The sequence below is a fragment of the Methanohalophilus levihalophilus genome (assembly GCF_017874375.1).
Classification (GTDB): domain Archaea; phylum Halobacteriota; class Methanosarcinia; order Methanosarcinales; family Methanosarcinaceae; genus Methanohalophilus; species Methanohalophilus levihalophilus.
The window spans coordinates 171,282-183,691 of the sequence record NZ_JAGGLK010000002.1 but is presented as its reverse complement, the minus strand read 5'-3'; the positions used below and the strand labels follow the sequence as shown (position 1 = coordinate 183,691).

The window sequence follows — 12,410 nt, the reverse complement described above, 5'->3', positions numbered from 1 at the left end:
CATAATGATTGTGACAACTTAGTCCGCAGGCTTGACAACAGCCGAATCCTCGGCAATTAGTCTTTGGGTACGTGAGTCAAAAATCTTCATCACAACAGTTGTACCTTCCCTGAAGCCATAGTTGTTGGATGTGTTTTCCAGACCGTTTATTGTCACACTCACTGAAGAGGCATCTGTCCCGTTTACACTGTCATCCCCATTCAGTATAATAGTCTCTCCTGTTGACCAGCGGTGATCCCCGATGACAGGATTACGATTTTTGTATTCTGAGATCGAACCTTCAGGAGTCAGATCATGATACCTGATCACTAAATCCCCGATCACTATCTTTCCTCCTGCTCCAACTTTCCCCACATAGCTGCTACCTTTGCCTTCAAGCACAATAAAAGTAGAATCAAGAGACAAAGAATCCCCATTCACATGAGTCAATCGAATATAATTCTCATCATACCTGATACCATTTGGAATTCCCCCCTCAACATCCACAATTTCAACTACTGCAAAAGGTGTTGGTGTAAAGGCCATTTCAATTTTGCTTCCTGCCCCTTCACCATAGACACCTGCAAGGACAATGGCAGAGAGTAAAAGCGATAGCATAAGCATTAGTATAGTACCCATTGCAGGGGAGATAGCATCCGAATCGTACAAGGTCTTTGCTCGCATCATCTAACAATGATTTGCTATTTTGTATTAAATTTTTCTGCTTTTAATTATTTATTTGTACTGAATGGTTTGTAATGCCTTGTGCCAGCTAATCGATAGATTTTTATCCCATTTGTTTAATGGTATAGTGCAGATTATTACTAAATCTCAAAAAATTAGGAGTGTTAGACAAATGGTAGCTGTAATTAACAACGATGAATGTGTTGGCTGTGGAACATGTGTAGACGAATGTCCCACCGAAGCAATTTCAATGAACGATGACAACATCGCAGTCGTTGATGAAAACGAATGCACAGACTGCGGCGCATGTGTTGACGTTTGCCCAACAGATGCAATTACCCAGGAATAATTTATTCCTGTCTTTTTTATTTTACTTTCATTTTTTATTGAGGCAACTATATGGCCAAGACCATAAGGGCCGGAATCCTTGGTGCCACTGGTGCTGTAGGACAGCGATTTGTACAGGCTTTGGCAGATCACCCGTGGTTTGAAATCACATCCCTTGCAGCTTCCGAAAAAAGTGCGGGAAAACAATACAAAGATGCTGCAAACTGGAGACTCGATGTACCCCTTCCAGAGGAAGTTGCAGACATGGAAGTGGTTCCTGTAGAACCTTCCAGAGTTGATGCTGATGTGGTATTCTCAGCTTTGCCGGCATCATCTGCACTGATAGTGGAAGAAGCATTTGCCAAAAACGGTTTTGCTGTGGCAAGTAACGCATCCGCATACCGGATGGTGGAAGATGTACCGCTCGTGATTCCGGAAGTAAACGCAGATCACCTTGATCTCATTGAAGTCCAGCAGGATAATCGTGGATGGGATGGATACATTATTACAAACCCCAACTGCTCTACCATTATGATGACAGTCACGTTCAAACCACTCATGCAATTTGACTTGAGCAATGTGACAGTTGCAACCATGCAGGCGGTTTCAGGTGCCGGATACAATGGCGTCTCTTCAATGGGAATTATTGATAACATCGTTCCATACATCGGAAACGAAGAAGACAAACTGGAAACTGAACCCCAGAAATTGCTTGGGGAATTTGACGGAAGCCAGATTGTGAAGGCTGACTTCGATGTAAGTGCTTCATGCCACCGTGTCCCTGTATTGGATGGCCACACTGAAGCCATATGGGCAACCATGGATGATAATCCTACACCCGAAGAAGTCAGGCAAGCTTTCCTTGACTTTGATCCAAAACTTGGTGACCTCCCAACAGAACCTGAGAAGCCTCTCATTGTAAGGGATGAAGAGGATAGGCCACAACCCAGGCTTGACAGGAATGCAGGTAATGGAATGAGTGTTTCCGTAGGCAGGATCAGGGAAGGAATCCGATACGTTGCCATGGGACACAACACTATTCGTGGAGCAGCCGGCGCAAGCGTTCTCAATGCCGAACTGCTACACAAGACGAATCGATTATAAGGTGAGTTTGATGCAGCCGTCAAAATACCAGAATTTTTCAGGAAAAACGGCTGCCACTGTTTTCTTTTCTTTTTATTTGCTAATTAATTCAAATTCCACTATCGTGGAGGCGAGATAAGATGTTAATAGTTCTATCTATAGGTGGATCAATACTTGCAAAGGATCTGGACCCTGAAAGATTCAGGGAATATGCAGAAGTACTCAAGAAACTGTCACAGGAACACAAAGTAGTCATCGTGACAGGTGGAGGCGTCGCAGCTCGCCGCTATATTGACGCTGCCAGGCAACTTGGTGCAAATGAATCAGTATGTGATTTTGTAGGAATTGACGTTACCCGTCTCAATGCGCAACTGCTTATTGCTGCTCTTGGAAATTCAGCATACCCTGAACCACCCGGTACGTACAGGGAAGCGGAATTGGCTCTTGCGTCCGGGAAGATCGTTGTTATGGGAGGGGTAATTCCCGGCCAGACAACAGATGCAGTTTCAGCAATTCTTGCAGAATACCTTAATGCAAACCTGCTGGTGATTGCAACAGCTGTTGATGGTGTATATTCAGAAGATCCAAACAAGAACCCCGCAGCAACCAAATTCGACACAATGACCCCTGAAGAACTCATAAGTGTCGTTATGAGCACGGAAATGAAAGCAGGATCCAAATCTCCGGTCGACCCGTTGGCTGCAAAAATAATCCAGCGCTGCGGCATGAAAACAATTGTTCTTGATGGAGGCAATTCCGAGAATATTGCCAATGTAGTACTTCAGGAAAATGTCAAAAGCGGACCTGTAGACGGTGTACCAATAGGTACACACATACTTCGGTAAATCACGCTTTTTTTAAACCATTACTACTATTTCATTTGAGTTGAAGGAGCTTTCTCCGAAAGCTCCCTTTTTTGACTTGAATTTTCGCCATTCAATAAAATGGTACATATATATTTTCGTTGAAAAATGCAAATAATAATATTTTAATACTGTCTTTTAAATAAAATTGCTCCGAACCCCCTTCCATAGTGTCAACTCTGTGAAGTTTCTCATGACTGTCTAAAATTATGGCGATATCTTTATATATCGCAAAGGAATAGTTTGACATATCATTATGATGATAATAATGAAATACTCGGCAGATGATCTGAAGGGTGACAAATATGACAGAAAACGACAAAAATATGGATATAAATGAGCTCGAAAAATTTGCAGAAGGACTTCCGGTAACCCTTTTCCGCTGTGATATCAACGCGTCATGGGCTATCTATTATATAACCCACAATGTGCTTGCACTTAGCGGATATTCAAAAGAAGACTTCCTAACCCAGAAAGTGGTCTGGTCAGATATCGTCATTCCGGAAGATGTAGCCAAAATTGATGCTGCCATCGATGAGGCTATGAAAAACAACACGCCCTACAACGTAGAATATCGGATTAAGAGGGCAGATGGTAATGTCATTTACATCGAGGAAAAAGGACACCTAATCAGTGATGGCGAAGGAAATTACACCTACCTCGATGGCGTTTTTCTGAACATTGACAAGTATGTTAAAGCTGAAGAAGACTCAAAGAGATCTATTGTAGAAAGTCTTCCTGCACCGGCTCTCGCACTTTATGTAGACAAAACCGGAAAAGTACAATACATCAATGAATATGTTGAAGAGTTGTGTATAGCCGGTAATCCTCAAAATGTTATCATTGGAAAGACAACCTCGGAACTAATGGCAAGCCGCAACAAAACAGTCGTTGATACTGTCTTGGAAACCGGGGAAAGTGTCCAGAATCTGGAGAAGACAATAAACCTGACATTTACAGATCATGAACTCTACACTGTTATTTCCTGCGTCCCCATCAGGGACAAACATGGTGAAATTGCCGGTGCATTGAACATCATGATTGACCTGACCGAACTGAAAACCAAGGAAAAAGAAATTGAAGGCATGCTTGCTTATACAAATGACTGCCTTGCCGATCTTGGCGCCGGAATCAGGAGAGTAAGCGAAGGTTACATTGACGTCACCCTTGAGAAAATTAAGGACGATGACTTTGGCAAGACATTTGATGAATTCAACACTTTCACTGAAAGACTCAGAGGTATACTCAAGGATATTGTTGAGGGAATGAATGAAACAGCCGAAGAAGTGCGCCATTCCGAAGAAGCGGTTACCCAGATGAATGCAGGAATGGAGCAGATATCAACTGCTGCAGAACAAATTGCTACAGGCTCAGAGAACCTTTCAAGGCACGCAAACGTTTCTGCTGCTGATGTGAAAACTGCTGAGCAGATTTTCAGGGAACTTAACAACTCATCCGCCAAATCAGTCGAATTCTCCGCTGAAGCTGTGAAGATCAGCGAAGTGACAAAGGAACTCGGAAACAACGCATTGAAAGATCTTGATGTAATTGTGGATGAAATCGAGCAACTTGGAGGAATTGTGTCTTCACTTGACGGTGCAGTAAACAACATCGGTGTTGTCAGTGAAAAGATCCAGTCTATTGCCGACCAGACCAACCTCCTTGCACTAAATGCAGCAATTGAAGCAGCAAGAGCAGGAGAACACGGTCGTGGGTTTGCTGTTGTTGCAGATGAAGTCAGGAAACTTGCCGAGGAATCAAGGAAGAGTACTGATGAAATCAAAGGTATTGTTGCAAGCGTCCAGAAAGAAACCGAAAGAGTAACTGAAGCTATCAACCGTGCCAAGCAGGAAGCAAAGGGTGGAAGCAAGGATATTGAAGGCGCATTGAGTAAAGCAGCAGAAATCGCTGAAATGGTTGCCAAGATCAATGTCATGCTGGATGAAGTTACCGAGAAATCTGTTGAAGGACTCGAGAGAATTGAGAGCATAGATAACAATATCGGTGAAGTCGCATCTACCGCAGAAGAAAACGCTGCAAGCAGTGAAGAGACATCTGCAGCAATTGAAGAGCAGACCGCAGCTGCCCAGCAGGTGACAACTTCAATGAAACATGTGAACGATCTGGCACAGAAAACACATAAAATGCTCATGGAGAACTTCAAGATTTCAAGTGGGGACCAGTAACTTTTCTGAATCCAAAAGGAGGTTATTGAGATGGAAGCCCACAATCAGATACTAAATGTGGATCAAACGGTCCAGGTAATTGTGTTCACCCTTGGTGAAGAAAGGTATGGTGTCGAGATCTCCCAGGTAAAGGAAATCATTCGCCCAACCAAGATTACCAGAATACCAAATGCACCTGACTTCATGGAGGGAGTTGTAAACCTCCGTGGTCAGATTACAACCATAATCAATCTCCGAAAACGTTTTGGAAAGGAACCAAAGGAAGTTGACGGAAATACAAGGATTATCGTTGTTGAATATGAAAATGCAGTTATTGGAATGGTAGTAGACACAGTTAACGAAGTGAAATACCTTTCATCCAAAAACATAGATCCTTTGCCAAATATCGTTACCTCAAGAGATGATTCAAAGTGTCTCACAGGCGTAGGTAAACTGGATGACGGACTGCTGACTCTAATGGATCTGGATAAGGTGTTCACAGAAGAGGAAATAGAGGGAATGAGTGGATGACAGAGAAGATACACCTCAGGACACCAGCCAAACTGTATGACGGCAAATGGATGGATGCAGAACTTGTGCTGGGTGATGAAACCCTTGCAATCGGAAACAAGAGAATTCCGGTGAAAGAAGTAGAAGATATCGATAATGTAGAAATCGAAAACGTGAGCGCAATCAAAATCAAAAAAGATGGCGAGATAATTATCAAACCTCCGGAAAAACTTCATGCCCAGGTTTTTCGATTTCTCTCTTTCAACCTGAAAGCTGATCGTTTCGCTGTTTATTTCCTGGCTCGTGCAACCAGTGGAGGCGTCGTTTCCGCTGGTGTCCAGTGGGAAAAAGGGTATTTCAGTGTAACAGAAGAAGGGTTGTGGTTCCTTTCACCAAAAAAACAGGAAAGGATCCCACTTGAAAATATGGGAAGTGTTGAGAAAGATGTCAGAAATGTTGGCGGCCAGCAGAGAATGGTCCTCGTCTTATCTCATGTTGAAAAGGGCAGCGTCCTTACAAGTCTCATTATGTGCCCGGAGACAACATTGGAAATGGTCAACAACTATCTCCAGCGTTTGATCAAATCCCATAAACCAGAAATTGAACTCACTGAGGAAGAAAAAGAAATCCTTACTCTAATCTACTCGGGTTTGGATTCTGTATCAATTGAAAATTTCATAGGAGTTTCTACAGAAGATCTTAACGCATACTACGATCGGATTGTGGAAGCCGGATTAGCAAATGTTGTCAAAATACGAAAAGAAATCGAATTAACACCAAGTGGAATTTCCATGGTTGATAAAGTGAAGTGATAAAAATGCCAAAAGTACTGATTGTTGATGATACAGCGTTTATGAGAAAACTTATGAAAAACATACTCTTCGGAGCTGGATTTGATGTCGCCGGAGAAGCAGAAAACGGAAAGATGGCCGTTGAGATGTACCAGCAGATAAAGCCGGACATTGTTACAATGGATGTCGTCATGCCTGAAATGACCGGTATTGATGCCCTGAAGAACATTAAATCCATTGACGGTAACGCCAAAGTTGTTATGTGCACAGCTATCGGCCAGGAAAAAATTGTCAAGACCGCAATAAAACTCGGTGCAAAAGGATATATCATAAAACCATTCCAGGCCCCGAAGGTTATTGAAGAAATCAAGAAAGTCCTGGCAATGTAAACAAAAAAGCGAAAAACGAGGCAACTGTGATTCGAATTCTTGTTGTCGACGACTCCGCGTTCATGAGAACCGCAGTCCGAGGCATGCTCGGAGATCTTGACGATATAAAGATAGTCGGATCTGCTGGAAATGGCAGGGAAGCTATCGACAAGGCCAGGAAACTCAAACCTGACATAATCTTAATGGACGTTAATATGCCCGTTATGGACGGGATTACCGCCGTTAAGACTATAATGAAATCATCTCCTGTTCCAACCATAATGTTTAGCGCCTTGACCAAAAATGACTCAAAGGAGGCATTAGAGGCACTAAAATTCGGGGCAATCGATTTTATCGCAAAGCCTAACAGCGTCCAGTCAATCGTTGAGACTGAGAGTGAATTAGTTGACAAGATAAGAAGAATTCACAGCTCCAACCCAAACATCATACGGCTTTTGAACCTTAAGCGTTTCAAAGGAGATGTTGTGAGAGGAAAATGGAAACAAACCCTCGATCTCGGACTTCTCATTGGTTCTTCAACCGGTGGCCCATCATCCCTTGAACAGGTGATTCCCAGACTGCCTGGAGATTTACCTGCACCGGTTTTCGTAGTCCAGCATATGCCGGAAGGCAATTTCTGTGCCCAGCTGGCTGAAAGGATAAATAAAGAATCTGAGCTGGAAGTGAAAGAAGCAAGGAACAATGAAAAAGTGAAAAACGGTGTTGTTTACATTGCACCGGGGGGTTACCACATGACTCTCAGAAAAGCCATGGATGTCACCAGGATTAAAGTCGCAAAAGGAAAACCTGTCAACGCAGTTATGCCTGCAGTTGACGTTACTGCCGAGAGCATGCTTGATGTTTATGGGAAAAATTCGGTGGCTGCCATTCTTACCGGAATGGGAAGCGACGGGGCAAACGGATTAAAAATGCTCAAAGATGCAGGCGGATCAACTGTAGCATGCAGCGAAGATACCTGCGTTGTTTTTGGAATGCCCAAAGCTGCTATTGAAGCCGGAGCTATCGACACTGTAAAACCCATCTATCGAATTTCTGAAGAAATTGTAAAAATGGTAGAGGTGAAATGTAATGGAAATTGATATGGCTGCATACAAAAACGATTTTCTTCAGGAAGTCTACGAACATCTCGAAGAGTTCAATCAGGGATTTGTAGATCTAGAAAATGGGGATACCTCTGCATTGGACGAAATCTTCAGGGTTGTCCACACAATAAAAGGAATGGCCGGATTCCTGGGATATAAGTCACTTGAACATCTGTGTCACAGTATGGAAGAAGTCCTCAGCAGCATGAAATGCGGGGAAGTTGAAACCAGTGGAGAACTCATAGATGTAATGCTGGAAACAGTTGACAGGATTAATGCCATTGTCGAGCAAATCGAATCTGAAGATAATGACGATATCGCCATAGAAGATCTCCTGGAGAGTTATGAATCCTTCAAAATGGAAACCGGCGATCCAAAATGTTCAATTGAAGAGACTCTCCCTGAAGAACTGGAAATTACTGATGAATCCGAAACCTCGGAACTGGAATCTGACACAGAAATCTGTGAAACCGAAAACGAAGAAGATATTCTGTCAGATGAGCCGGGGTATTCACTTGAAATCACGCTTTCAGAAGACTGCCCAATGCAGGATCTAAAAGCCTTATTGATAATTGAAAACCTGAAAGACTTCTGCACTGTGAAAGAAGTTGTTCCAGATGAAGATGAGATGGAAGATGATTTTGATGGGAAATTCAAGATCTTGCTCCATGGTGATGCTGAGAAAATCGAAAACTCAGTCACCATCGTTTCCGAAATCGAGTGCTACGAACTTAAGCCAATGAATGGCAGTGCACCTCTTGAAAATACAAGGGGCATGTCAGAAGAAGAAAGCATACAGGATGTATCTGAATCCCATGAAGAAGCCACTTCTGTTGAACCAACAACTGCTGCTTCAGACAGTCCTAATCCTGGAGAATCAGGTATCATAAATTCATTTACCCAATTCTTCCAGAAGCAGATTTCAAAATTAATGAAAATCTTTGCAGGACCTTCATATGCTGTGGTTCCTGAAGAAGAAAAAACGATAGAAACAGCTGAGGAACTTCCGGAAGAGGCTATCCAAATAGATGTTGACGATGAGATTCCCGAATCTATGGAAATAGTTGAGGAAGAATGTCCTGAACTGGAAGACGAATGTCTTGAAGATGACATTGAAAACTATGAAGATGAAGATATTGAAGATGATGTGATTCCAGCTCCTGAAGAAGTGGAATCAGACGAAAAAACAGAGAAAAACGAAGAGGTGGCTCAAGAAGAAAACGCGGATGAACCTGTTGATGCGGCTGTACCTTCAGAAGAAGAAAAAACAAATGCCTGTATACCAAAAGAAAAGGCTAAAAAGAGCAACAAAAAACGGGACACAATCCGCGTCCAGATCTCAAATCTTGACAGTATAATGAATCTTGTTGGTGAACTTGTCATAAACAAGGGACGCCTTCTTCAGATTTCCCAGGAACATAATATTCCCGAACTGGAAGAAGCAACCGGCAATCTTGACAAGTCCATAACAAGCCTGCAAGACGAAGTTATGAGGATGAGAATGGTCAAGATTGAAAGAGTCTTTAGCAAATTCCCGAGAATGGTCCGTGACCTGAGCAGGAATTTCAACAAAAAGATTGACTTTGAAGTTGTTGGACAGGACACTGAATTGGACAGGACGATTCTCGACGAAATCAGTGATCCACTTGTTCATCTTGTCCGTAATTCTGTTGACCATGGTATCGAAGACCCAGAAGACAGGATTAAAGCCGGAAAAAGCGAAATCGGCCACATAAAACTTTCCGCAAGACAGGAAAAAAGCAATGTTATCATCGAAATTGAGGATGACGGCAAAGGACTTGATCTTGATACCATCAGGAGAAAGATTCTGGAAAAGGGCCTCGTCTCAGAATCCGATCTTGAAAGGATGGATGATGACGAAATAAAAATGTTCATTTTTGCACCCGGCTTCTCAACAAAGGATGTCGCAACAGAAATATCCGGCAGAGGCGTGGGCATGGACGCAGTAAAAACAATTGTTGAAAAGCTCGGAGGAAAAGTAAGAATATACTCAACAAAAGGAGAAAGCACCAGAATCAGGATCGATATTCCACCTACTGTAGCCATCATTAAATCTCTCATTGTAAAAACCGGTGAGGAAATCTACGCTATCCCTATTTCCAATGTTGTTGAAGCACTGGATGTCACAAGTGAGAGTTACAAGCATATTCAGGACAACCCCCTACTCTATGTCAGGAATAAGCTAATACCGGCAGTCAAACTCAGGGAGATTTTCAGAATTGATGGCCAACAGGTCGAAAAAGAAGTTGGAATAATTGTCGAAAAAGAAAACGAAGAAGTTGGATTGATAGTCGATTCGATTATCGATCAGCAGGAGATTGTAATTAAGCCACTAGGAAGCGTTTTGTCAAGAGTCAAAGGATTCATTGGCGTTACGATTCTTGGAGATGGCAGAGTGATACCGATTCTGGACGTATCAATCCTTATTGGAGGCGATATTGATGGTTAATATGGAAGCGCTTGGTGAAATGGAAGTGGAGGTCTTAACTGAACTCGGGAATATTGGAGCCGGTCATGCGGCTACATCCCTTTCAACACTTCTGGATCAGCAAATTGATATAACCGTACCGAAAGCAAACCTTGTGAAAATAGCAGACATAGACAAATATATGAGTAATAACATTGTGGCTGGAGTCCTGATGGCACTTCAGGACATCGATGGAACAAATTCAGGATATCTTTATGTTATGATCCCTGAAGCTTCCTCAAACAGTGTTGTAAGTACCCTTTATGGCACAGATGAAGTCGACCCGGAAATGTATTCATCTGCAGTCATGGAAGTAGGAAACATTCTTTCATCCTCTTTCTGTGATGCCTGTGCTGAGTTCATGGATATCATCTTACTTCCGTCGCCACCAAATTATGCAATGGATATGGCGATAGCCGTTGTTGACTCTATGGTTTCAACAATGGCAGAAAGCAGTGATCACATTATCCTGTTCGAAACCGCCCTGAGCGGGGAGTCGAACACAGAGGTGAATTTACTGCTGATACCGGAAGCGACCCTATTTGATGATATCATGAAAATGCTGGAAGGACTATGACCAACGAAATACTATTCATACCAACTGCAAATGCAAATGCGGTTATTATGAGCCGACAAAAAACGATAGTAGGTACGTATTGTTCCCTTAGCGGAGCATGTCCTTCTGATAGGTGTCATGCACAATGTAACGTGCTTGTTGAAGCAAGAGGCCATCTTGAAGGAACAATGCTAAACTCAGATGCCCGTTTGCTGGATGGGGAAATGTCCGCCGGCATTGGTGAGTACAAAATTGGCAAAAATGTCCTGCTAAAAGCTATGGGCCTTGGCTCATGTGTTGGAGTTGCCCTCTTTGATTACTCAACCGGAATTAGCGGAATGGCACACGTCCTGCTTCCCGGAGCATCGAATGATGGGAAAACAAAACATGCTGAAAATGCAATTCGTGCAATGCGTGACGAAATGATTGAACAGGGAGCGGTAAAAAGAAGAATTGTAGCTAAATTTGCAGGCGGTGCCCAGATTTTCAAGCACATGAGCCTGGAAATGCTTCAAATTGGTGATCGTAACATTAAATCCGTAGAGGAAACCCTGAAAAGAGAAAGGATTGAGATCGTGGGTCAGGATACAGGTGGCGAAATAGGAAGAAATGTCCTTTTTAATGCCATCGACGGAAGCATGATCATAAAATACAGCAATGGAAAGGTACTATGGATCTAAATACAGGTGACTTTAAGCTCCTGATGAATACGATTTCTAAGCAATCAGGCATAGATCTTGGAGGATACCGGGAAAGCTATCTCCAGAGGAGAATTGATCTGAGGATGAAGATTGTCAATGTATCCGATTACTCAGAATACAAAAGGATCATCGAAGAAGATCCCGAGGAGTTTCAGGAACTCTTAACCCACCTGACAGTTAACGTAACAGAATTTATGCGGGATAAGACGCCATTTGTGTATTTCCAGAAAAACTTACTTCCAAATGTAATGGAAAGGAAAGCGCATGCAAACAGCAAGCTTGTCCGATTCTGGAGCGCTGGTTGCTCCTATGGGGAAGAGCCGCACTCAATTTCAATCTGTGCAAAAGAATTTTTCCCTGAAGACTGGAATGTATCAATTTATGCTACCGATATCGACGATAATTGCCTGAAAAGCGCGTCTGAAGGCGTATATGGTGAAAAACAGCTTCAAAATGTTGATGAAAAACTTGTAGAAAAATACTTTGATCCCTTTGAGGGAAATTTCAGGAAAAAGAAACTCCAAAACCTTACCATAAGGTTCAGAAAACATGATTTAACCGGAGATTCACCTGTTTCAAGGCATTTTGATGTTGTATTCTGCAGGAATGTAATGATATATTTCACCGAAGAGCAGAAAATTAAAATGTTCACCAACTTCCATGAATCCCTTTCAAATGGCGGATATCTTATCATTGGCAAATCCGAAACTATGCCTCCTGAAGTAAGAGATCTATTTACACCCGTGAGTTTAAGGGACAAGGTTTATGCAAAAGCCTGAGAATTCAAAACTC

General features: G+C 42.5%; 13 protein-coding genes. 12 read left to right on the top strand and 1 reads right to left on the bottom strand.

All coding sequences use genetic code 11. The annotated features are described in order from the left end of the window. Positions 1 to 18 precede the first annotated feature (18 nt). Complete coding sequence (locus J2755_RS04530; protein ID WP_209680439.1) at positions 19 to 666, bottom strand: type IV pilin; 648 nt, start codon at positions 664 to 666, stop codon at positions 19 to 21. A gap of 169 nt (positions 667 to 835) precedes the next feature. On the opposite strand from J2755_RS04530, the gene J2755_RS11585 reads away from it, so the two are divergent. The 12 genes from J2755_RS11585 to J2755_RS04470 all read left to right on the top strand — a co-directional run bounded on the left by J2755_RS11585 (position 836) and on the right by J2755_RS04470 (position 12,397). Beyond that, positions 836 to 1,012 carry a 4Fe-4S binding protein gene (locus J2755_RS11585; protein WP_209680438.1) on the top strand — a complete coding sequence of 59 codons (177 nt, stop codon included), beginning with the start codon at positions 836 to 838 and terminating at the stop codon, positions 1,010 to 1,012. Between the two features lie 50 nt (positions 1,013 to 1,062). Further along, positions 1,063 to 2,094 (top strand): aspartate-semialdehyde dehydrogenase, encoded by a 1,032-nt coding sequence (gene asd, locus J2755_RS04520; protein ID WP_209680436.1) that lies wholly within the window; start codon positions 1,063 to 1,065, stop codon positions 2,092 to 2,094. Between the two features lie 119 nt (positions 2,095 to 2,213). Next, positions 2,214 to 2,918 carry a UMP kinase gene (pyrH, locus tag J2755_RS04515; protein ID WP_209680435.1) on the top strand — a complete coding sequence of 235 codons (705 nt, stop codon included), beginning with the start codon at positions 2,214 to 2,216 and terminating at the stop codon, positions 2,916 to 2,918. Positions 2,919 to 3,241: 323 nt separating this feature from the next. Then, the gene (locus J2755_RS04510; RefSeq protein ID WP_209680433.1) at positions 3,242 to 5,122 is read left to right on the top strand and encodes a methyl-accepting chemotaxis protein; all 1,881 of its coding nucleotides are present in this window, start codon (positions 3,242 to 3,244) and stop codon (positions 5,120 to 5,122) included. A gap of 30 nt (positions 5,123 to 5,152) precedes the next feature. Further along, positions 5,153 to 5,632: a chemotaxis protein CheW gene (locus tag J2755_RS04505; RefSeq protein WP_209680431.1), complete on the top strand. Its 480-nt coding sequence runs from the start codon at positions 5,153 to 5,155 to the stop codon at positions 5,630 to 5,632. Then, a complete protein-coding gene (locus J2755_RS04500) occupies positions 5,629 to 6,423 on the top strand; it encodes a CheF family chemotaxis protein (RefSeq protein WP_209680429.1) in 795 nt (264 codons plus the stop codon). Before J2755_RS04505 ends, J2755_RS04500 begins: the two co-directional genes overlap by 4 nt. A gap of 5 nt (positions 6,424 to 6,428) precedes the next feature. Continuing rightward, the gene (locus J2755_RS04495; RefSeq protein ID WP_209680427.1) at positions 6,429 to 6,791 is read left to right on the top strand and encodes a response regulator; all 363 of its coding nucleotides are present in this window, start codon (positions 6,429 to 6,431) and stop codon (positions 6,789 to 6,791) included. A gap of 26 nt (positions 6,792 to 6,817) precedes the next feature. Then, complete coding sequence (locus J2755_RS04490) at positions 6,818 to 7,870, top strand: protein-glutamate methylesterase/protein-glutamine glutaminase (protein WP_209680425.1); 1,053 nt, start codon at positions 6,818 to 6,820, stop codon at positions 7,868 to 7,870. Continuing rightward, positions 7,860 to 10,343, top strand: coding sequence for a chemotaxis protein CheA (locus J2755_RS04485; protein ID WP_209680417.1), 2,484 nt, complete (start codon positions 7,860 to 7,862; stop codon positions 10,341 to 10,343). Before J2755_RS04490 ends, J2755_RS04485 begins: the two co-directional genes overlap by 11 nt. Then, the gene (locus J2755_RS04480) at positions 10,336 to 10,938 is read left to right on the top strand and encodes a chemotaxis protein CheC (RefSeq protein ID WP_209680415.1); all 603 of its coding nucleotides are present in this window, start codon (positions 10,336 to 10,338) and stop codon (positions 10,936 to 10,938) included. The genes J2755_RS04485 and J2755_RS04480 overlap by 8 nt, the downstream gene beginning before the upstream one ends. Beyond that, positions 10,935 to 11,597 (top strand): chemotaxis protein CheD, encoded by a 663-nt coding sequence (locus J2755_RS04475; protein WP_209680413.1) that lies wholly within the window; start codon positions 10,935 to 10,937, stop codon positions 11,595 to 11,597. The genes J2755_RS04480 and J2755_RS04475 overlap by 4 nt, the downstream gene beginning before the upstream one ends. Further along, complete coding sequence (locus tag J2755_RS04470; protein WP_209680411.1) at positions 11,588 to 12,397, top strand: CheR family methyltransferase; 810 nt, start codon at positions 11,588 to 11,590, stop codon at positions 12,395 to 12,397. The genes J2755_RS04475 and J2755_RS04470 overlap by 10 nt, the downstream gene beginning before the upstream one ends. Positions 12,398 to 12,410: the final 13 nt, after the last annotated feature.